Consider the following 20,533-nt stretch of genomic DNA (forward strand, 5'->3'; position numbering starts at 1 on the left):
GTCGGGTCCGCGGGAGTGTCGGCCGGCCTCGCTACCGTGGGCAGCATCATGGCGACCCGAACCACCGCGGGCGGCGGCCGGGGCGGCAAGTCCCGGAAGCCCGCCCCACGCAAGCACGCGAACCGGACTCGCAACAGCAAGGGCGCGAGTTCGGCGCGGCGCAAGCCGGCCTCGGGTGCGGCGCCGGCCGGTGCCGCGGGGGCGGGCGTCGCGCAGTCCTGGCCCGTCCGCGCGGCACGCGGCACCTGGATGGGCATGGCGCACGCCGTCGGTGGTGCGGCGCGCGCGGTCGGGCCGCGAGACCAGGACCCGGAACACGGTGACGGGGAGGAAGACGTGGGCAAGGCGAGCGGGACCAGGACGGCGAAGGGGACGGTGCCCCAGGGCGACGCGGCTCCGCAGGCGGATCACCGGGCCGACGGCGTCGGCTTCTTCCTGCTCGCGCTCGCCGTCGTGGTCGCCGCCCGGGAGTGGTGGGGAATCGATGGGGTGTTCGGCGACGGCGTTCATGCGGTCGTCGCCGGCACCTTCGGCGTCGCAGGCGTCGCCCTGCCGGTTCTCCTGCTCTGGATCGCGCTGCGGGTCATGCGGCATCCCGAGCGCGCCCGGGCGAACGGCCGGGTGACGATCGGGCTGAGTTTCGTCGTCGTGTCGGTGTGCGCCCTCGTGCACATCAGCGAGGGCGTCCCGTCGCCGATCGACGGCTTCGGTCCCGTGCAGGACGCAGGCGGTGTGATCGGCTACCTCTTCGCCGCTCCGGTCGTGACGGGCCTGACCCAGTGGTTCGCCGTGCCGCTGTACGTACTCGCCACGTTCTTCGGCCTGCTGATCGTCACGGCCACCCCGGTGCACCGCATCCCGGCCCGGCTGCTCGGGGTCTACGACCGACTCACGGGCAACCAGCGGATCGAGGACACGGACGGCCCCGGCCCGGACGGCGACACGCCGCCGGGCGGCGGATCGCGACCCGGCAGGCGGCGCAAGCGCAAGGGCGCGGGCGGATACGTGGGCGACGAGGCCTTCGAGAAGGCGGCCTACCTCGAGTCGGCCGGCAAGGCGGCGTCGGACGGGAGGCCGGCCCGTTCCGACAAGCTCACCACGCAGCGGATCCCGACCAGCGAGAGCAAGGGCGCCAAGGGTGCCCCGGCGATCGGTCCAGGGCTGCTCGACGGCGAGAACGGGGCCGCGGCCTCGCCGTCGCCGGGCAGGAAGAAGTCCACGCCGAAACCCCCGGTGGCCCCGGAGCCGATGCCGCGCGGCGAGCAGCCGATGTTCGACGGCGACACCGTCTACCTCCTGCCCGAGGAGTCCCTGCTCGTGGAGGGGCCCCCGCACAAGACCAGATCGGCCGCGAACGACCGGGTGGTCGAGTCCCTCACCGGCGTCTTCGAGCAGTTCGGCGTGGACGCGCAGGTCACCGGTTTCACCCGGGGGCCGACCGTGACGCGGTACGAGGTCGAGGTGGGGCCGAAGACGAAGGTCGAGCGGATCACGTCCCTCGCCAACAACATCGCCTACGCGGTGGCCAGCGCCGACGTGCGGATTCTTTCCCCGATCCCCGGCAAGTCCGCGATCGGGATCGAGATCCCCAACGCGGACCGTGAGACGGTCGTGCTGGGCGACGTGCTGCGGTCCTCAGCCGCGCGCCGCACGGAGCATGCCATGGTGATGGGCGTCGGCAAGGACGTCGAGGGCGGCTACGTCGTGGCGAATCTCGCCAAGATGCCGCACATCCTCGTCGCCGGTGCCACGGGCGCCGGCAAGTCGAGCTTCATCAACTCGATGATCACCTCCGTGCTCATGCGTGCCACGCCGGAGCAGGTGCGTCTCGTCCTCGTGGACCCCAAGCGGGTCGAGCTGACGATCTACGAGGGCATCCCGCACCTCATCACCCCCATCATCACCTCCCCGAAGAAGGCTGCGGAGGCGCTGGAGTGGGTGGTCCGGGAGATGGACTCCCGCTACGACGACCTGGCCGAGTTCGGCTTCAAGCACGTCGACGACTTCAACGCCGCCGTGCGGGCCGGGAAGGTCAAGCCGCTGCCCGGCTCGGAGCGCAAGATCGCGCCGTACCCCTACCTGCTGGTGGTGGTCGACGAGCTGGCGGACCTCATGATGGTGGCGCCGCGGGACGTGGAGGCGTCGATCCAGCGAATCACGCAGCTCGCCCGTGCGGCCGGGATCCACCTCGTGCTCGCCACCCAGCGTCCCTCGGTCGACGTCGTCACCGGTCTGATCAAGGCGAACGTGCCCTCCCGGCTGGCCTTCGCGACGTCGTCCCTCGCGGACTCCCGGGTGGTGCTCGACCAGCCGGGTGCCGAGAAGCTCATCGGTCAGGGCGACGCGCTGTTCCTGCCGATGGGTGCCGCCAAGCCGATGCGCGTGCAGGGCGCCTGGGTCACGGAGTCCGAGGTGGAGGCGGTCACCGAGCACGTCAAGGCGCAGCTCAAGCCGGTGTACCGGCCCGACGTGACGGCCCCGGCCGCCGCGAAGAAGCAGATCGACGAGGATATCGGCGACGACCTGGACCTGCTGTTGCAGGCGGCCGAACTCGTGGTGACCACCCAGTTCGGTTCGACCTCCATGCTGCAGCGCAAGCTGCGCGTCGGGTTCGCCAAGGCCGGCCGCCTCATGGACCTCCTGGAGTCGCGGGAGATCGTCGGCCCGTCGGAAGGTTCCAAGGCGCGTGATGTGCTGGTCGCGGCGGACGATCTGCCCGCCGCGCTCGCCCTCATCCGCGGTGAGTCCACGGGCCTCTACGACCAGGACGCCGACGCCGGGGACGGCTCTGCGGCCTCGGAGGGTGTGGCCCCCGATGACGACGGTCCGGCATCCGGAGAGGTGCAGGTCGCCGGCGCCATGATGGTCGAGGGCGAGGCTCGCTGACCGGCGAGGTCGCCGTGACGGGCGCCGCAGCGCCGGGACCGTGCAGCGCCGGGACCGGGTCGCACCCTGCGGCGTCCGGATCGTGGCGATTCGGGCCGCGCCGTGCCTGACCGTTAGGGTGGAGCAATGGTCAATGACGCGCCGTCGCCCTGGAACGTGGCGAACTACGTCACGATGGTCCGCATCGCGATGGTCCCCTTCTTCGCGTGGGCACTGCTGGCCGACGGCGGAGAGTCCACCACCTGGCGCCTCGTGGCCACGCTCATCTTCGTCGTCGCCGCGCTCTCGGACAAGATCGACGGGTATCTGGCCAGGTCTCGCGGCCTGGTGACCGACCTGGGCAAGATCCTCGACCCGATCGCCGACAAGCTGCTGGTCGGGACCGCCCTGGTGCTGCTGTGGATCCCGCTGGGCGAGCTGCCCTGGTGGGTGCCCGTCGTGATCCTGGCGCGTGAGCTCGGGATCACGCTGATGCGCATGGCGGTCCTGAAGTACGCCGTGATGCCCGCCTCCCGTGGTGGGAAGCTCAAGACCGTGCTCCAGGTGGTGGCGATCACCGCATTCCTCCTCCCGCGAGCCGACCTGCCATGGCTGACCGTGGTCGCCTGGATCGTCATGGGTGCCGCGGTGCTGGTCACCGTGGTGACCGGGCTCGACTACGCCTACCAGGGGTGGAAGATCCGGCGCTCGGCACGCTCGGCGTCCACGGCCGGGTCGTGAACCGCCGGGTGGACGGAGCCGGCGTCGGCGACCGCGACCTGCCGGACGTGGCGCGCGACCTGCTCGGGAGCCTCGGCGCGCGCGGCTGGACCCTCGGGGTCGCCGAGTCGCTCACCGGCGGTGGAGTCACGGCCGCGCTCGTGTCGGTGCCGGGTGCGTCCACCGTGTTGCGCGCCGGGATCGTGGCCTACGCGACGGACCTCAAGGCGCGGCTGCTCGGGGTCGACGACGGACTGCTGGCTGCACGCGGCGCGGTTGACCCGGACGTGGCGTCGCAGATGGCGGCGGGAGTACGAGACGTCACCGGGTCGGATGTCGGGCTTGCCACGACCGGGGTGGCGGGCCCGGACCCGCAGGACGGACACGCTCCCGGTCTGGTCTTCGTCGCGGTGTGCGCACCGGGTGTTGACCAGGTGCGACGGATCGATCTTCCCGGGCCCCGGCCCGACGTGATCGCCGGAGCGGCCTCAGGTGTGCTGAAACTGGCGGTCCAGGCCATCTCCGAATTGTCGTGACCGCTTGCCCAAGGGTGAATGTTCTTGGTCAATTCTTGCAAAACACTTGACGAGAGTGGCCTTCGGGAACAAGAGTCGGACCAGTGGCGTTGGATCGGGCGTGATCGCGAACAAGCCGACGGGTCGGACCCGACGCCATGGCTCACCGACGACGGGGTACCGTAGGACGAACCCCGGAGGAGGCGAGCACATGCGAAAGACACGTGCGATTGCCTCCCGCGCCACGGGGGCGGACGCATCCGGGAACGAGACAGGCACGGGAAGGGGGCGCGAGATGGTCGTAATGCGGCAAGAGATCGGTGACGTGCTGAGAGATGTGCGTCAGCTTCAGGGTCGCACCCTGCGAGAGGTGTCCTCTGCGGCACGAGTGTCCCTCGGCTACCTCAGCGAGGTCGAACGCGGTCAGAAGGAGGCGTCATCGGAGCTTCTCGCCTCGATCTGCGACGCCCTGGACGTACCGCTGTCGCGCGTCCTGCGCGAGGTCAGTGACCGTGTCGCGGTCGCGGAAGGAATCCTCCCTCAGATCCCCGACACCATCCCTGCGGACTTCATGCAGGGCATGCTGGCACGCAGCGACCGTTCCGCGACGAAGCGGGACGTGGCTCGCGAGGACCTGGCTCCGGTCGGCTGACCGGACGGGTCGTCAGCAGTCTCCGACGGGCGCGCCACCTACGGGTGGCACGCCCGTCGTGGTGTCCGGGCACGGTAGGCCCGATACCCGGCCGCCACGGGCCGGCACGGGCCGCCACGGGCCGGCATCGTCGGCCCCCGATCCGGCCGCCGCTGATTCAGCCCGTCGCCGCCTGGCACGTCGGGCACCAGAACACCGGCCGTTCGAACGGCTGCTCGTTGGCCGTACCGACGGCGACCGGGGTGCCGCAGCGCCGGCATGCCCGCCCCGCGCGACCGTGCACCGCGGACCCGACGGCCCCGAACCCGTCCCTGCGCGCGACCCGGATGCTGCGCCACATGAGATTCCGCGCGGTCAGGAGCAGGCGCGCGATCTCGTCCTCGTCGAGCGAACCCACCGGGTCCCACGGGTACAGCCGGCAGGCGAAGAGCGATTCCGCCGTCCAGATGGTGCCGAGCCCGGCGACACCACGCTGGTCGAGCAGCGCGTCGCACAGCGGACGCCCCGGCTCGCGCAGGAGCCGGGCGACGCCGTCGGGCAGGCGTGAAGCCGGGGCGTGGGGCGCGAAGTCGTCGGCCAGGACATCCGGACCGAGCCCTGCCAGCACGCGCCGCTCGTCGCGTGTGGCGAGCAGATCGAGCATGCCGAGGCGCCTGCCCGTGCACGTCCAGGACCGCGTGGCCAGAACCGCGCGGACCGTCGTTCCGCGAGCCGCCGCCCCCTGGGAGCCCGTGCGGTCCACACGCCACCAGCCCTCCATGCGCAGATGCGTGTGCAGCGTCCGGCCGTCGTCGAACCTCGTCAGCAGATGTTTGCCGTAGGCGGCGGTGCCGAGCACAGTGGCGCCCACCAGGTTGGCCGCCGCCGCGCTCGGCCACCGCAGCTCGGCGCGGGTGAGGACATGGCCGGCCAGAGCGGCGTCCAGCCGCTCGGCCGTCAGGCGCAGGACATCACCCTCGGGCACGGGACACCCGCAATCCGCTCGGCGTCACCACGAACCCGGCGGCGACCAGAGCCTTCGCGACCCCGGACCCGGCGGCGGACGCACGGACCGCGCTCGCCCCGTCGAGTCGCTGCACCACGAGCCTGCCCGACATGCCCGCGCCCGCCGCACGCGCCAGACCGTCGGCCGCCGCGGCGAGCCGGGCAGGATCCCGGTCGAACGACAGCAGGCTCCGACCGCCCCGCTCCACGTACAGCACGAGCCTCCCGTCGACCAGCACCACCAGCGAACCCGCCTTCCGGCCCGGCCGGTGCGCACCGCCGGACCGGGAACGCGTCCCAGGAGCCGGAGCCGCCCGGTCGTCCCCGGCAGCGACGGCGCCATCGGTCGCGTCCGGCGCGGCCGGCCACGCCAGTGCGGCACCGAACGGGTTCGCCGGATCCGTCGCCGCGAGCACCAAGGCCTCCGGCGTCGTGCTCCTCTCGGTACGCCGTGAGAGATCCTGGGCCTCCTGCCGCAATCCGTCCACCGCACCGGGAAGCGCGAACTGCGATCCACCGAGATGCTCCACGAAGTACCCTCGGCGCACACCGCCCCGCTGCTCCATCTCGGACAACACCCGGTACATGTCCCGGTACCCGCTCGTGACCCCCTCCGCGGCCGCCGCCGGCCGTGTCAGGACGCCGTGGCGGTCCAGCAGCACCTGCGCCATGGCGTGAGCGCGCAGCGTCGGATCCTTCTCCCGCAACCCCAGCGCCGCCCAGCGGCCCCCACCTCCGGGCGGGGTCCGGACCGCCCGGAGTGCCGAGGCGGGGCGCCCTGGTGACATCCCGCCGGCGGGCAACGCGAAACGCGAGCGGCGGACCGGACGCGCGCGGCCCGGGCCACGGGGCGCACGATGGGCGCCTCCAGCGCCCCCGAGGTGCTCGCGGAGCGCACCCAGCCCGTCGTTCGTCACGAGGCCCGCCCAGACAAGGTCCCAGAGGACGTCCAGTACGGCAGCGGGTTCGGCGTCGGCAAGTTCCGCGATCCGAGGGAGGAAGTACCCGCCCGAGCCGGTCAGGAGGTCGAGCACGACCCGGTGCAGGCCCGTGTCGAGAGGCCCGTCGGGCTCCACCGCGGCGGGCTCCGGCAGGGTGAGGGGGGCGCCGTCCGCCAGGTGCAGCGAGACGAGACCGTCGCCCCCGCCGGATCCGGGCAGCCGGCCGTGCCCGCACCACACGACCTCCCCGGCCGAGGTGAGCTCGTCGAGCAGCGCGGGCCGGTAGTCCGGCACGCGCGCCGGCAGCACGAGCGTCTCGAGCGCCGAGGCCGGGACCGCGGCACCCGCGAGCTGTTCGACCACCTGCAGGAGCCCGTCGGTACCCCGCAGGTCACCGGAGCCGACGCCCTGCCAGCGGGGCAGGAACACGGCCAGCGCCGGCTGCTCCACCGGTTCGACCTCCGCCCGCAGCGCCGCGAGCGAGCGTCGGCGCAGCACTCGCAGGACACCCGCGTCGCACCACTCGTCACCGGTGCCGCCGAGCGTGTCGGGCAGCAGCCGGCCGCGGACAAGACGTCCGGACGCCTCGAGGCGGGTGAGTGCCTCGGCGGCGACGGCCGGGCCGATACCGAGCCGGACGGCGACGTCGTGCGTGGTGAAGGGGCCGTGGGTGCGGGCATGCCGGCGCAGGAGGTCGCCGAGGGGGTCGGCAACGGGCTCGGTGAAGGTTTCCGGGACGCCGGTGGGCAGGGCGACACCGAGCGCATCGCGCAGCCGGCCGCAGTCCTCGACGACCGCCCACTGCTCGACGTCGCCGGCGGCGGCGCCCGCGAGGCGCACGCGCACGACGCGTCGGGCGCGCTCGAGGTCGGCCAGCCATCCGGGCACCTCGGAGCGACGTTCCTGCGCGGTGCGTGACAGCAGCGCGCCGACGGGATGCGGCCCCGTGCGCCGCAACAGGTCCCACACGTCCTCGGCGTCCCGGGCCTGCCGGTCCGCCGCGAGGCCCTGCAGCTCGGACTCGGTGCGCCGCACCGCCTCCGGATCGAGCAGGTCGGCGAGGTCGGCGGACCGGTCGCCCAGGAGCTCGCCGAGGAGATCGGGGTCGAGCGACAGCGCGGCCGCGCGCCGCTCGGCGAGCGGCGCGTCGCCGTCGTAGAGGAACTGGGCGGTGTAGCCGACCAGGAGCGCCTGCGCGAACGGCGACGGCGACTCGGTGGTGGTCTCCACCACCCGGATCCGTCCGGTCGCGGTGTCGCGCATCAGGTCGGTGAGCGCGGCGACGTCGAAGTCGTCCTGCAGGCACTCCCGTGCCGCTTCCAGGACGATCGGGAACTCCGGGAACTCCGAGGCCACCTGCAGCAGCTGTGCCGATCGCTGTCGCTGCTGCCACAGGGGCTGCCGTCTGCCCGGCCGGCGCCGGGGCAGGAGCAGCGCGCGGGCCGCCGCCTCCCGGAACCGGGCGGCGAACATCACCGAGGAGCCGAGCTCGTCGCGCACCGCGCCGAACACGTCGTCGGGGTCGATGAGCAGGTCCTCCAGGGTGATGCCCTCGCGGCCCGCGTCAGGGCCCCGGCCGTCCGGCGGGGGAGACCCGTGCGGCGGGCCGCCGGCGGCGGGCGCGTCCAGCCCGAGTCCACCGTCCCAGGAGCTGCCGCTGTCGGGCAGGCGCAGCACGATGCCGTCGTCCGAGTGCATCGCGGCCACATCGACCCCGAACCGGGCGCGCATGCGTGCGGCGATCACCAGCGACCACGGGGCATGCACCCGTGCGCCGAACGGGGAGTGGACGACGACCCGCCAGTCGCCGAGTTCGTCGCGGAACCGTTCGACGACGATCGTCCGGTCGTTCGGGACACGTCCGGTGGCTTCGCGCTGCTGGATCAGGTAGGCGGCCAGGTTGTCGGCGGCCCAGAGGTCGAGGCCCGCGTCGTGCAGGAGCGCCCGCCCGCCGGCGGGATCGGATGCCAGTGCCGCGTCCGCGGTCCGGATGAAGGCCCCGACCGCGCGCCCGAGCTCGGCAGGACGCCCGGGGGAGTCGCCCTTCCAGAACGGCAGGCGGCCGGGGAGGCCCGGGGCGGGGGAGACCAGCACGCGGTCCGGGGTGATGTCCTCGATGCGCCACGTGCTCGACCCGAGCGTGAACGTGTCACCCACCCGCGACTCGTAGACCATCTCCTCGTCCAGCTCACCCACGCGCTTGCCGCCGCGCGGCGTCCCCTCGGCCCCGCCGTCGTCGCCGGTGGCGAGGAACACGCCGTACTGGCCTCGATCCGGGATCGTCCCCCCGCTGGTCGCGGCGAGGCGCAGCGCCCCGCGCCTGCCCTGCAGGAGGCCGGTGGTGCGATCCCAGGTGATGCGGGCCCGCAGCTCGGCGAAGTCCTCGCTCGGATAGCGGCCGGCGAGCATGTCGAGCACGGCGCGCCATGTGGCGTCGCCCAGCCCGGCGTACGGGGCGGCGCGGCGCACCACGGCCAGCAGCTCGTCGGCATGCCAGTCGTCCACGGCGAGCATGGCCACCACCTGCTGTGCCAGTACGTCGAGCGGGTTGGCCGGGACGTGCAGGTGTTCGATCTCCCCTTCCCGCATGCGCTGCGCGATCACCGTCGACGGCACCAGGTCACCCCGGAACATCGGGAAGATCACGCCCTTGGACACCGCGCCGACCTGGTGCCCGGCGCGGCCGATGCGCTGCAGGCCGCTGGCCACCGACGGCGGTGAACCCACCTGCACCACCAGGTCGACCGCGCCCATGTCGATGCCGAGTTCCAGGGAGCTCGTCGCGACGACGGCCGGGAGCAGTCCGGCCTTCAGCTCCGACTCCGTCTGCGTGCGCTCGTTCCGGCTCATCGAGCCGTGGTGAGCGCGCGCGATCACCGAGAGTCCGCCGGAGGTGCCCGGCACGGCCTCGGGCAGCCCTCGCCCGGATGACGTTCCATCGGGTTCGGCCGGTCCGTGCGGGGCCCCGACGAGCCGTGACGCGGACCCGTCCCGGGCCGTGGAGAGTTCCTGAGCAGCGGCCCCGGTCCGGGTGGCGCGTGCAGGAGGACCGCTCACCCCCGTCGCGGTGCCGGACTGGCCCGGCACGACGGCGGCCCAGCTCGCCGACGGGTCCGGGAGGCCGGCGCCCTGACGCTGTGCCCATACCTCGTTCATCCGGGCCGTCAGGCGTTCGGCGCCCCGGCGCGAGTTCGTGAACACCAGCGTCGAGGTGTGGTCGGCAACGAGGTCCACCACGCGCTCCTCGACGTGCGGCCACACCGAGGCACGCCGCAGCGGCCGTGTCGCCGCCCCCGTGAGATCGGGGCCGTCCGCGGGCGGGAGCGTGTCCGTCCGTCCGGTGGTGTCGGTGGGCCGGCCGTCGTGACCTCCCCGGTCGTCGTCGTTCGTGCCGGCCGGGACCGTGTCCGTCCCGACCGTGTCGAGGCCTGTCGTGTCGGGGCCTGTCGCGTCGAGGCCCGGCGTGTCGAGGCCCGGCGTGCCGACGGCGTCCAGGTCCGCCAGATCCGGAACCGGGACCACGACGTCGATGTCCCACTTCTTGGCCGCCTCCGGCTGGACCACGGACACCCCCCGGGCCCGTCCGTCGTCCCGTCCTCCCGCCAGGAAGCGTGCGACCGCGTCGACCGGGCGGACCGTCGCCGACAGCCCGATCCGCTGGGCCGGCCGCTCCAGGAGCTCGTCGAGGCGTTCCAGGCTGAGCGCGAGGTGCGCACCGCGCTTCGTCCCCGCCACCGCGTGGATCTCGTCGACGATCACCGTCTCCACGCCGGCAAGGCCTGCTCGGGCCTGAGAGGTGAGTACCAGGAAGAGTGACTCCGGGGTGGTGATGAGGACGTCCGGAGGCCGTGTGGCGAAGGCCCGGCGCTCCGCCTGAGGGGTGTCGCCGGTGCGGACGCCGACCACGACGTCGTTCACCTCGCGGTGGTCGCGGACGGCCGCCTGCCGGATGCCCGCGAGCGGTGAGCGCAGGTTGCGCTGCACGTCCGCCGCCAGCGCCTTGAGTGGCGAGACGTACAGGACGCGGCAGCGGCGGGCCGGATCCTCGGGAGGGTCCGACGTCATGAGGCGGTCGATCGCCCAGAGAAACGCCGCGAGAGTCTTTCCCGACCCGGTCGGTGCGACCACGAGCGCGTGCTCGCCGCGTGCGACGGCGTCCCAGGCCCCGGCCTGCGCGGCGGTGGGTCGCTCGAAGGCGCCCGTGAACCACGCCCGGGTGGCGGGTCCGAACGCGGGGAGTGGATCGGTCATGCGGCCATTGTGGTCCGCGACTCTGACATCGACGAGGCGCGGCGCCTCCCGGAGGTGGTGGCAGAACGTAGGCTGAGGCGGTGCGGCACAGTGATTTCCAGAAGTTGGTGGACGAGGTCTTCGGCTCGGCGTACGGGCGTGTCCTGGTCCGGGAGCAGGTGCTGCCGAGGCTGGGGAACCGGACGTCCCAGGACGCGCTGGCGCTCGGGTTCGAGCCGCGAGACGTGTGGCACGCGCTGTGCGACGCGCTCGACGTACCCGAACCGGAACGCTGGGGGGCCGACGAGCACCGGCAGGCTCCGCCCTCCCGGTAGCACGCGAACGGCTCCTTTCCGCGCGTTCCGGCGCGTCGCCGTTGCGTCGAACAGATGTTCGTCTAGACTCTGACAACAGGCACGGATTCCGGAACTCTGTCGACAGGCGGGGGCCGGAGAAGGCGTCCGTGTCAGTGGGTCCGCGTAGCGTCACTCCTGACGTCCCGGGTGCAGCCCGGAGGACCCATCCGGATCGGCGCGCAGGCGCCCCGAGATCAGAAGGTGGACACATGCCAGCACCGGCAGACCGCGAGAAGGCCCTGGAGGCAGCTCTCGCCCAGATCGACCGCAGCTTCGGCAAGGGCTCGGTCATGCGCCTCGGGGAGGAGACCCGTGCGCCCGTCGAGGTCGTCCCCACCGGATCCATCGCGCTGGACGTGGCGCTCGGGATCGGTGGCCTGCCCCGCGGCCGCATCGTCGAGGTGTACGGGCCGGAGTCGTCGGGTAAGACGACGATCGCGCTCCACGCCGTCGCGAACGCGCAGAAGGCGGGCGGCATCGCCGCCTTCGTCGACGCCGAGCACGCCCTGGACCCCGAGTACGCCAAGAAGCTCGGTGTCGACACGGACGCGCTCCTCGTCTCGCAGCCGGACACGGGTGAGCAGGCCCTGGAGATCGCGGACATGCTGATCCGCTCCGGCGCGCTGGACATCATCGTCGTGGACTCCGTGGCGGCGCTGACCCCGAAGGCGGAGATCGAGGGCGAGATGGGCGACAGCCACGTCGGCCTCCAGGCTCGCCTCATGTCGCAGGCCCTGCGCAAGATCACGGGTGCGCTCAGCGCGTCGGGCACCACGGCGATCTTCATCAACCAGCTGCGTGAGAAGATCGGCGTCTTCTTCGGCTCCCCGGAGACGACGACCGGTGGTAAGGCGCTGAAGTTCTACGCCTCGGTCCGCTTGGACATCCGCCGGATCGAGACCCTCAAGGAGGGCACGGAGCCGGTCGGTAACCGTACCCGCGTGAAGGTCGTCAAGAACAAGATGGCCCCGCCCTTCAAGCAGGCAGAGTTCGACATCCTCTACGGGGTCGGCATCTCGCGTGAGGGCGGCCTGATCGACATGGGCGTGGACCACGGGTTCGTGCGCAAGTCAGGCTCGTGGTTCACCTACGACGGCGACCAGCTGGGCCAGGGCAAGGAGAACGCTCGCTCGTTCCTGCGAGACAACCCCGACCTTGCCGCTGAGCTGGAGAAGCGCATCAAGGAAAAGCTGGGCATCGGTCCGAAGGTCGACGCTCCCGCCGGGGGTGCCACGGGCGAGGAGGGCGGTGCGAGCGCGTCGGGGACGGTCGCCGCGGCGTCCGCCTCGGGGCGTGCCACGGCCACGGCCAAGACGGCGGCCAAGACCGGCGCGAAGGCGGCCACGGCCACGAAGTCCACCCGGAGCCGCGCCACCAAGGCCAAGGCGACGGACACGGCCAAGACCGCCGACACGGCCGAGGCCGCCGCTGCCAAGGCCCCGTTCTGACGGTGCAGTACCGTGGTCGAGCGCCCGGTTCCGGCGTGGGGAAGCGTCGGAGCCGGGCACCACGGAAGACGGTCGCGGAGCGCCTCGCCGACGGCGAGATGAGCCACGAGGAGGCGCTCGACGCGGCGCGCGAAGCAGTGCTGAGGATCCTGACTGCCACGCAGAAGTCGCGCCACGAGCTCGAGCAGGCGCTCGCCCGAAAGGGATACCCCGAATCGGTCGTGACCCCGCTCCTGGACCGCTTCGACGACGTGGGCCTCGTCGACGACGTCGCGTATGCCGGCACGATCGTGCGAACCCGGCAGGGCGAGCGGGGCCTCGCCCGGCGGGCCATCTCGGAGGAACTGCGACGCCGGGGCATCGACGAGGAAACCGCCACCGAGGCCCTCGACCAGATCGACCCCGAGGACGAACGCGCCGCCGGGGCACGCCTGGCCGAGAAGCTGGTGGTCAAGACCCGTGGCAAGGAGCGTGACGTGCGCGTCCGGCGCGCTGTGGGTTCGCTCGCCCGAAAGGGCTACGCCCCAGGGCTCGCGTTCGAACTGGTCCGCGATGCCCTCGCGGCGGACGGCGAGGAGACGGACGACCTTCCGGGCACGGACGACTGGTGAATCCCCCGTAGCGTTCGGCGCCGTCGTGTGGCGCTCGGACCGGGGACGGGCGAGAACAGAGGGGCTCCCGATCGAAGCGATCGGGAGCCCCCTGTCGTGCGGCCGTCGTGGGACATGCGTTACGGCTCCGCCGTCGGGCGCGGTCCACCGTCGTCGGGGCCGTCCACGCCGGTGGCGGCGCCCCCGGGGAGAACGGCGGCCTCGGTCTGGACCACCCGGGTGGCGCCGGCGGTCCGGCTCGACAGTCGGCGTGCGAGCCGGTGCGCCAGCACCGTCAGCAGCCAGTTGATGACGATGAACAAGGCCGCCGCGACGAGGAGCGCCTGGAGCGGGTTGTTGTTCCCCGACGCGAATCTCTGCACGGATCGCAACAGCTCGGGGTAGGCGATGATCTGTCCCAGCGCCGAGTCCTTGAGGACGACCACGAGCTGGGAGAGCAGTGCGGGCAGCATCGCGACCAGGGCCTGCGGCAACTGGATCGACCGCAGTGTCTGCCCCTCGGTCAGGCCCACGGAAAGCCCGGCCTCACCCTGGCCTCGCGGCAGGTTGAGCACACCCGATCGCACGAGCTCCGCGATCACCGAGCCGTTGTACAGGATCAGGGCCACCACGACCGCGAGAAACGGTCGGTCCTCGACCTGCGGCATGAGGCGCGCGAAGGCCAGGTTGAGGAAGATCATCAACAGCAGGACCGGCATGGCGCGGAAGAACTCCACGACGGCACCGGAGGCCGTGCGCAGCAGGCGGTTCCGGGCCAGGCGACCCATGCCGAAGACCACGCCGAACACGACCGCCCCCACGGTCGCGAACGCGGCGGACCGCAACGTGTTCTGCAGGCCCGGCCAGACGTAGTAGAGCCAGAACTCGGATCCGAACACCGGGCCCCAGAGCGTCCAGGACCACTGGCCCTTGAGCTGGAGAATGTAGACGACCCAGCCCAGCAGAGCGAGGAAGACGAGCGCGCCCAGGACGTTGAACAGGTTCGTCAGCGCCCGGGAGCGCGGCCCGGGGGCGTCGAAGAGGACGGACGCGCTCATCGCTTCACCGCCAGTCGCTCGGAGAGCCAGGTGGTCAGCAACCCGACAGGGATGACGAGGATGAGCCATCCGATGGCGAACACGCCGAAGATCTCCAGCAGATAGTTGGGGTTGAACTCGATCGCGACCTTCATCACGGACGACGTCTCCGTGGTGACGCTGGCCGCGGCGGCCACGGTCGAGTTCTTCATGAGCGCGATGAGTACGCTGCCCAGGGGCGCGATCGCACCGCGGAACGCCTGCGGCAGGATGACCAGTCGTGCGGAGTCCAGGAACGGCAGCCCGATGGCCCGGGCGGCCTCGGCCTGACCGAGCGGCACCGTGTTCACGCCGGAGCGGATCGCCTCGCACACGAACGAGGCGTGGTAGATCGCCAGCCCGACGATCGCGAAGCGGAAGAAGCTGGTGGTCAGATCGCTCGACAGCTCCAGTGCGAGCTGGAACACGAGCGCCAGGATCATGAACGTCATGATGATCGTCAGCGGCGTGTTCCGGATGATGTTGACGTAGGCCGTGCCGACGAACCGCAGGCTGGCGATCGGGGAGATCCGCATGATGGCCAGCACCGTTCCCAGTGCGAGCGCGAAGAGGCCCGCCCAGAACGTCAGCTGGATGTTGACCCAGAACGCGTCGAGGACGTTGTACGTCTCGAACACCGTCCAGAGGCCGGACAGATAGTCGCCCACTCCTTGCCTTTCGGTCGTGATGATCGTCGTCCTGCGACGGTCCGGGAGCCCCGTGAGGCCTCCCGGATCGTCGCAGGACGAGCCGAGAACTACCCGTCGATCAGGCGCAGGCGGCCGGCTCCGGCGGGTTCAGCTCCGCGTTCGCCGTGTACCCGGTGCCCTCGGTGTGCGTGGCCACGAGCTCGTCCCAGGTGCCGTCGTCGATCATCTCGGTGATCGCGGTGTTGATCTCCTCGCACCGGTCGGTGCTGCCCTTGGGGAGCCCGACGCCGTAGTTCTCCTCGGAGAACGGGTTGCCGACCACCTTGAACACGGTCGGGTCCTCCTGCGCGGCGGCAAGGCCGGCAAGGATGATGTCATCCGTGGTCACCGCGTCGACGGCGCCGGAGGCCAGGGCGGAGACACACTCGGAGTACCCGGGACGCTCCACGAGCTCGACGCCCTCGGCGTAGTCGTCCTTGATCCGCTCGGCCGAGGTGGACCCGGTCACCGAGCAGAGGTTCTTGCCCTCGAGGTCCTCCGGGCCGGTGATCGAGTCGTCGTCGGCGGCAACGAGGAGGTCCTGGCCCGCCACGAAGTACGGGCCCGCGAAATCGACGATCTCCTTGCGCGTGTCGGTGATCGAGTAGGTCGCGAAGATCATGTCCACGTCGCCGTTCTGGAGCATGGTCTCGCGGTTCGCCGAGACGGCCTCGGTGAACTCGATCTGGTCCTCGTCGTAACCGAGCTTGCCCGCGACGTACTTCGCGACGTCGACGTCGAAGCCGACGTACTCGGCTCCCTTCTGCAGCCCGAGGCCAGGCTGGTCGAACTTGATGCCGACGGTGAGCGTGTCACCGCCACCGTCGCCGTCACCGGTGTTACCGGGCTCCGCGCTGGAGCAGGCGGCCAGGGCGAGGGCGGATGCGGCTGCGAGTGCCACCGCGGTCGTGTGCTTGCGCATGGGTTCCCTTTCGATGATGCGGACTCCCGACTACGCCGGGAGTGGATGGAAAGCTCTCGGGAGCTCGTGACCGCCAGGACCTCCCCGGCCTCCCGGGACGGCCGGTGCGGAAGGATCCCTGCCGGTGTGGAGGGCCTGGGGTCAGTGCGACAGGATCTTCGAGAGGAAGTCCCGTGCGCGGGTGCTCTGCGGGTTCGTGAAGAACTCGTCCGGCTCGGCCTCCTCCACGATCTGGCCGTCCGCCATGAAGACCACACGGTCGGCGGCCTTGCGGGCGAAGCCCATCTCGTGGGTCACGACGATCATCGTCATGCCCTCGCGGGCGAGGGAGACCATGACGTCGAGCACCTCGTTGACCATCTCCGGGTCGAGGGCCGAGGTCGGCTCGTCGAACAGCATGACCTTCGGCCGCATGGCGAGCGCGCGGGCGATCGCCACGCGCTGCTGCTGGCCGCCGGAGAGCTGCGCCGGCATCTTGTGTGCCTGCGAGTCCACGCCGACCCGTTCCAGCAGCGCCATCGCCTCCGACTCGGCCTGCGCCTTGGGTACCCTGCGGACCTTGCGGGGACCGAGGGTGACGTTGTCCAGGACGGTCTTGTGCGCGAAGAGGTTGAAGGACTGGAACACCATGCCGACGTCGGCTCGCAGGTGTGCCAGGGCCCTGCCCTCCTCGGGCAACGGCGTGCCGTCGACGGTGATCTCGCCGTCGTCGATGGTCTCCAGCCGGTTGATCGCCCGGCACAGCGTCGACTTGCCGGATCCGGAGGGGCCGATGACGACGACGACCTCGCCCTGATGGACGGTGAGCTCGATGTTCTGCAGCACGTGCAGCGCACCGAAATGCTTGTTCACGCCCTTGAGCTCGACGAGCGCGTCGCCGAGATCGCGGGGCGACGTGGGCGCGTCGTCGGTGGTCACGGTGTCCATTCCCTGAACCTAATCGATCGTGTGTTTCCTCGCCGGGACGTCGAAGTCACGACGGTACAACAGTTTGGTAACAGATGTCCGATTCCAGGTCCGGAGTCGTCCTGTGCGTGGCGCTCGGCCCCCGGTGGTACCGGCCGCACGGATGTCGGAGAGGAACCGTAGAATTGGCGGCGATGTCCACGCCCATGCTTCCCACGTCACCCGACACCACGGCCTCCGCGCGCGCCGGCGCCGCCACGGCCGCCGGCCCCGAGCAGCGCACCTATCTGGTGCGCACTCTCGGATGCCAGATGAACGTGCACGATTCCGAGCACATGGCCGGCATGCTCGAGCAGGCGGGCTACTCGCGCGCGTCCGGCGAGGACGAGGCGAACAACCAGGCCGACGTCGTGGTGATCAACACGTGCGCGGTCCGCGAGAACGCCGCGACCCGCCTCTACGGGAACCTGGGCCAGCTCGCGGGCATCAAGGCGCAACGCCCGGGAATGCAGATCGCCGTGGGCGGGTGCCTGGCGCAGAAGGACCGCGGCACGATCGTGGAGAAGGCGCCATGGGTCGACGTCGTCTTCGGCACGCACAACCTCGACGCCCTGCCGGTGCTGCTGGACCGTGCCCGGCACAACGAGGAAGCCGAGGTGGAGATCGCGGAGTCGCTGCAGGTCTTCCCGTCGACCCTGCCCACGCGCCGGGAGTCCGTCTACGCGGGCTGGGTGTCGATCTCGGTGGGCTGCAACAACACGTGCACCTTCTGCATCGTGCCCCACCTGCGCGGCAAGGAGCGCGACCGCAGGCCCGGTGAGGTCCTGGCGGAGGTCGAGGCACTGGTCGCCGCCGGTGCGGTCGAGGTGACCCTGCTGGGGCAGAACGTGAACTCCTACGGCGTGGAGTTCGGGGATCGCGGGGCGTTCGCGAAGCTGCTGCGTGCCTGCGGCCGCATCGAGGGGCTGGAGCGGGTGCGGTTCACCTCCCCGCACCCGGCGGCCTTCACCGACGACGTCATCGAGGCCATGGCCGAGACCCCGAACGTCATGCCGCAGCTGCACATGCCGCTGCAGTCCGGGTCGGACCGGGTCCTGCGGGCCATGCGCCGGTCCTACCGGTCCGCGAAGTTCCTCGGGATCCTCGACCGGGTCCGTGCCACCATGCCGGAGGCGGCCATCACCACCGACATCATCGTCGGTTTCCCGGGAGAGACCGAGGAGGACTTCGCCGAGACGCTGCGCGTCGTGGAGGAGTCACGATTCAGCTCCGCATACATGTTCCAGTACTCCCAGCGCCCGGGAACTCCTGCGGCGACCATGGAGGGACAGCTTCCCAAGGAAGTGGTCCAGGAGCGGTTCGAGCGGCTCCTGGCCCTGCAGGAACGGATCTCGGCCGAGGAGTCCCGGTCCCAGGTCGGGCGCACGCTCGAGGTCCTGGTGGCCGAGGGTACGGGCAAGAAGGACGATGCCACGCATCGTCTGAGCGGCCGCGCGCGGGACAACCGGCTCGTCCACTTCGCGCTGCCGGGTGCCGACGCCGGTCCGGAGGACACTGCCGGCGTGGCTGCCCTCCCGTCCGAGCCGGCCGGTCTCGACGACCCGCGCCTGGCCGACGCCGCGGACCTCGACCCCCGGCTCCCGCGCCCGGGTGACATGGTGACGGTCACCGTCACCCACGCGGCGCCTCACCACCTGATCGCGGATTCCGCCACCGGCGGGCCGACGGGCTTCTCCGTGCGGCGCACACGCTCGGGTGACGCGTGGGCCGCACGGGAGAGGGCGCGGCTCGGCGGCGGGGACGACGACCACGGTCACGGCACACCGGCGCCGGACGGCCCGGTCACCCTCGGCATGCCGACCATCGGCCCCCGCTGAGCGGAACGGTGCGCCGGCGCTCGGTGCGCCAGCTCTGCCGGGGCCCGTGTCGGCCGGGGCCGGGACCGCCACGACCGTCCGGTCGAGGCAGGCGGTGCCGGCCCGGCAGCCTCACCTGGCGTCGTCGCTGATCTCCGGCGGTGTCAGCGCCGCCACCGACGCGAAGAACTGGGCGGCGGTCACCAGGCCGCACGAGACGGTCTGCGCCAGCTGGTCGTCGGTGGCGCCGTGCTCGAAGTCCACGGACACCTCGGAGTACAAGGTCAGGCCGTAGGCCTCGGACCGGGCGTACACCTTGGGCCAGATCCGCTCGCGGTTCCAGTCGTTCGTGGCCTGGAGCACGCCCAGCCGTGAGGACGCCGAGAGGTTTCCCGCCCAGCGGCCGCGGATCTGCAGGATCTCGTCGTGCTCGCCGAGCAGCAGGAACCAGAACCGGTTGCCGTCCCACGTGCCCGTGACGTCACCGTCGTTGTCGATGCGGAACTTGTAGCCACGCCGGCTGAGGTCGTCGGCGATCCGCTGCGTCGTCAACGGCCTGGGCAGCTCGACATCCGTGTTGTCCCCGGGGCCGTCCTGCCCCTCGGAGGGCGTGTCGTCGGTGCGCGGGTTGAACAGTCGCGTGAGCCAGCTCGGCCCGGCACGCCGGGAACTCATCCGGTCGTTGTCGGGCCTCATGGCGCCGACCTCAGAGGGTCCGGGTACACGTCGTCGAGGTGCTCGAAGAACATCGATCCCGTCGTGAGCCCGCACTGCAGGAGCTGGTCGAGCTGCTCGTCCGAGACACCGTGCTCCAGGTCGACCGTCATCTCGGCGTAGACCAGTACCGCACCGTTGTCACGCACGCAGACGTAGGCCTTGGGCCAGATCCACTCGGCGTTCCAGTCGTTGCACACCTCGAGGACCTCCTCGAGACGCTCGATGCTCAGGTCGCGATGCCACTGCCCGCGCACCTGGAGCACCTCGGACCCCTCGCCGACGACCAGGAAATGGAACAGCCAGCCGTGCCACATCCCGCCGATGTCGCCCTCGGAGTCGACGAAGTAGCTGAAGTCGCTCTCGGCGAGCCAGCTCGTGACCCGTTCCCGGCTCAGCGGGGTCGGGATGCGTGCCGGATCGTCGAGCCCGTCGGTCAGCTCACGTAGCAGAACGCCTTCGACCTGGGACCGCAGCTCCTCGTCGGAGAGCTCCGGAGGCCCGGGGCGGGACGTGGGGCGACTGGTCGGGTCACCTTCATCCGCCGCCTCGCGGCGGCGTGGTCCGAAGAACCTCACCGAACTACAGTACCCGTGACGGGCGGGCAACACCCATGGATTCGAGAAAGTCTTCTCATGGAACCGTCTCCACCAGCCGTTCGGCTACCGTGAACCAGGTGCTCACCCGTGCCGTGATATTGCCCGCGACGGCCCTGCTGGTACCCGGTGCCGCCGGCGCCACGGACCCCCTGGCCCCGATGCGGCTGGCGGTCTGCGCGGCACTCGCGAACCTGGCCGAGAACGGCCCGCCGCTGGTGCTCGCCCATGCCTCGGGCCCGGTCCGGGGCCCGGACGTGTTCCGGCCCTCGCTCGCGGCCGCGGGGATCGCCGACCACATGCTGCCCGACGACGTGTGGACCCCCTGGGCGACTCGTCCCGCGCTGCCGCCGGGCGGGACAGCGGCCTCGGTGGCGCTGCTGTGCCTGGGTATGGCCCTGGGGGAGCGCGCGGCGGATGTCCTCGCCCTCGAGGCTGTCTCTTATACACATCTGACGCTGCCGACGATAAGG

At 71.4% G+C, this 20,533-nt stretch carries 17 protein-coding genes; 9 read left to right on the top strand and 8 right to left on the bottom strand.

Annotated features, from left to right (window positions below; all coding sequences use genetic code 11):
* The first annotated feature begins 48 nt into the window (after nucleotides 1–48).
* The 4 genes from HGK34_RS09565 to HGK34_RS09580 all read left to right on the top strand — a co-directional run bounded on the left by HGK34_RS09565 (nucleotide 49) and on the right by HGK34_RS09580 (nucleotide 4,752).
* Entirely contained in the window at nucleotides 49–2,886 is a 2,838-nt protein-coding gene (locus HGK34_RS09565; protein ID WP_372433103.1) for an FtsK/SpoIIIE family DNA translocase, read from the top strand.
* 126 nt (nucleotides 2,887–3,012) lie between these two features.
* Nucleotides 3,013–3,606: a CDP-diacylglycerol--glycerol-3-phosphate 3-phosphatidyltransferase gene (gene pgsA / locus HGK34_RS09570; RefSeq protein ID WP_201846542.1), complete on the top strand. Its 594-nt coding sequence runs from the start codon at nucleotides 3,013–3,015 to the stop codon at nucleotides 3,604–3,606.
* Nucleotides 3,607–3,644: 38 nt separating this feature from the next.
* The gene (locus HGK34_RS09575; RefSeq protein WP_201846586.1) at nucleotides 3,645–4,121 is read left to right on the top strand and encodes a CinA family protein; all 477 of its coding nucleotides are present in this window, start codon (nucleotides 3,645–3,647) and stop codon (nucleotides 4,119–4,121) included.
* A 274-nt stretch (nucleotides 4,122–4,395) separates the two neighbouring features.
* Nucleotides 4,396–4,752 (top strand): helix-turn-helix domain-containing protein, encoded by a 357-nt coding sequence (locus tag HGK34_RS09580; RefSeq protein ID WP_201846544.1) that lies wholly within the window; start codon nucleotides 4,396–4,398, stop codon nucleotides 4,750–4,752.
* Between the two features lie 157 nt (nucleotides 4,753–4,909).
* Here HGK34_RS09580 and HGK34_RS09585 read toward each other — a convergent pair whose 3' ends face one another.
* A complete protein-coding gene (locus tag HGK34_RS09585; RefSeq protein WP_201846546.1) occupies nucleotides 4,910–5,716 on the bottom strand; it encodes a DNA-formamidopyrimidine glycosylase family protein in 807 nt (268 codons plus the stop codon).
* On the bottom strand, nucleotides 5,703–10,928 hold the full coding sequence (locus HGK34_RS09590) for an Lhr family helicase (protein WP_244666576.1): 5,226 nt from the start codon (nucleotides 10,926–10,928) through the stop codon (nucleotides 5,703–5,705). The genes HGK34_RS09585 and HGK34_RS09590 overlap by 14 nt, the downstream gene beginning before the upstream one ends.
* Nucleotides 10,929–11,008: 80 nt before the next feature.
* Here HGK34_RS09590 and HGK34_RS09600 point away from each other — a divergent pair, with 80 nt between their 5' ends.
* The 3 genes from HGK34_RS09600 (at nucleotide 11,009) to HGK34_RS09610 (ending at nucleotide 13,322) form a co-directional block, all read left to right on the top strand.
* Complete coding sequence (locus HGK34_RS09600) at nucleotides 11,009–11,242, top strand: DUF3046 domain-containing protein (RefSeq protein WP_201846548.1); 234 nt, start codon at nucleotides 11,009–11,011, stop codon at nucleotides 11,240–11,242.
* Nucleotides 11,243–11,472: 230 nt separating this feature from the next.
* Nucleotides 11,473–12,711, top strand: a complete 1,239-nt coding sequence (recA, locus tag HGK34_RS09605; RefSeq protein ID WP_201846550.1) for a recombinase RecA — start codon at nucleotides 11,473–11,475, stop codon at nucleotides 12,709–12,711.
* A 35-nt stretch (nucleotides 12,712–12,746) separates the two neighbouring features.
* On the top strand, nucleotides 12,747–13,322 hold the full coding sequence (locus tag HGK34_RS09610) for a regulatory protein RecX (protein WP_307815879.1): 576 nt from the start codon (nucleotides 12,747–12,749) through the stop codon (nucleotides 13,320–13,322).
* Between the two features lie 119 nt (nucleotides 13,323–13,441).
* Here HGK34_RS09610 and HGK34_RS09615 read toward each other — a convergent pair whose 3' ends face one another.
* The 4 genes from HGK34_RS09615 to HGK34_RS09630 all read right to left on the bottom strand — a co-directional run bounded on the left by HGK34_RS09615 (nucleotide 13,442) and on the right by HGK34_RS09630 (nucleotide 16,915).
* The gene (locus HGK34_RS09615; protein WP_201846552.1) at nucleotides 13,442–14,359 is read right to left on the bottom strand and encodes an amino acid ABC transporter permease; all 918 of its coding nucleotides are present in this window, start codon (nucleotides 14,357–14,359) and stop codon (nucleotides 13,442–13,444) included.
* A complete protein-coding gene (locus HGK34_RS09620) occupies nucleotides 14,356–15,045 on the bottom strand; it encodes an amino acid ABC transporter permease (RefSeq protein WP_201846554.1) in 690 nt (229 codons plus the stop codon). The genes HGK34_RS09615 and HGK34_RS09620 overlap by 4 nt, the downstream gene beginning before the upstream one ends.
* 100 nt (nucleotides 15,046–15,145) lie before the next feature.
* Entirely contained in the window at nucleotides 15,146–15,988 is an 843-nt protein-coding gene (locus HGK34_RS09625) for a glutamate ABC transporter substrate-binding protein (protein WP_201846556.1), read from the bottom strand.
* A 141-nt stretch (nucleotides 15,989–16,129) separates the two neighbouring features.
* Nucleotides 16,130–16,915, bottom strand: a complete 786-nt coding sequence (locus HGK34_RS09630; RefSeq protein WP_201846558.1) for an amino acid ABC transporter ATP-binding protein — start codon at nucleotides 16,913–16,915, stop codon at nucleotides 16,130–16,132.
* 173 nt (nucleotides 16,916–17,088) lie between these two features.
* On the opposite strand from HGK34_RS09630, the gene miaB reads away from it, so the two are divergent.
* Nucleotides 17,089–18,771, top strand: a complete 1,683-nt coding sequence (gene miaB, locus HGK34_RS09635) for a tRNA (N6-isopentenyl adenosine(37)-C2)-methylthiotransferase MiaB (RefSeq protein WP_201846560.1) — start codon at nucleotides 17,089–17,091, stop codon at nucleotides 18,769–18,771.
* A gap of 111 nt (nucleotides 18,772–18,882) precedes the next feature.
* Here the strand turns inward: miaB and HGK34_RS09640 are convergent, their stop codons facing one another.
* Nucleotides 18,883–19,446, bottom strand: coding sequence for a type III secretion system chaperone family protein (locus HGK34_RS09640; protein ID WP_244666577.1), 564 nt, complete (start codon nucleotides 19,444–19,446; stop codon nucleotides 18,883–18,885).
* On the bottom strand, nucleotides 19,443–20,042 hold the full coding sequence (locus HGK34_RS09645; protein ID WP_201846562.1) for a type III secretion system chaperone family protein: 600 nt from the start codon (nucleotides 20,040–20,042) through the stop codon (nucleotides 19,443–19,445). Before HGK34_RS09645 ends, HGK34_RS09640 begins: the two co-directional genes overlap by 4 nt.
* Before the next feature lie 98 nt (nucleotides 20,043–20,140).
* Here HGK34_RS09645 and HGK34_RS09650 point away from each other — a divergent pair.
* Nucleotides 20,141–20,533, top strand: a 393-nt coding sequence (locus HGK34_RS09650; RefSeq protein WP_201846564.1) for a hypothetical protein, incomplete at its 3' end; no start/stop codon positions are given.

Source organism: Myceligenerans indicum (assembly GCF_016742955.1).
GTDB classification, from domain to species: domain Bacteria; phylum Actinomycetota; class Actinomycetes; order Actinomycetales; family Cellulomonadaceae; genus Myceligenerans; species Myceligenerans indicum.

Bases quoted from the DNA above. Each gene is read 5' to 3' on its own strand.
- HGK34_RS09590 (WP_244666576.1), bottom strand. From the start codon at position 10,928: ATGACCGATCCACTCCCCGCGTTCGGACCCGCCACCCGGGCGTGGTTC.
- HGK34_RS09565 (WP_372433103.1), top strand. From the start codon at position 49: ATGGCGACCCGAACCACCGCGGGCGGCGGCCGGGGCGGCAAGTCCCGG.
- HGK34_RS09580 (WP_201846544.1), top strand. From the start codon at position 4,396: ATGGTCGTAATGCGGCAAGAGATCGGTGACGTGCTGAGAGATGTGCGT.
- HGK34_RS09640 (WP_244666577.1), bottom strand. From the start codon at position 19,446: ATGAGGCCCGACAACGACCGGATGAGTTCCCGGCGTGCCGGGCCGAGC.
- HGK34_RS09625 (WP_201846556.1), bottom strand. From the start codon at position 15,988: ATGCGCAAGCACACGACCGCGGTGGCACTCGCAGCCGCATCCGCCCTC.
- recA (WP_201846550.1), top strand. From the start codon at position 11,473: ATGCCAGCACCGGCAGACCGCGAGAAGGCCCTGGAGGCAGCTCTCGCC.
- HGK34_RS09630 (WP_201846558.1), bottom strand. From the start codon at position 16,915: ATGGACACCGTGACCACCGACGACGCGCCCACGTCGCCCCGCGATCTC.
- HGK34_RS09615 (WP_201846552.1), bottom strand. From the start codon at position 14,359: ATGAGCGCGTCCGTCCTCTTCGACGCCCCCGGGCCGCGCTCCCGGGCG.
- miaB (WP_201846560.1), top strand. From the start codon at position 17,089: ATGTCCACGCCCATGCTTCCCACGTCACCCGACACCACGGCCTCCGCG.
- pgsA (WP_201846542.1), top strand. From the start codon at position 3,013: ATGGTCAATGACGCGCCGTCGCCCTGGAACGTGGCGAACTACGTCACG.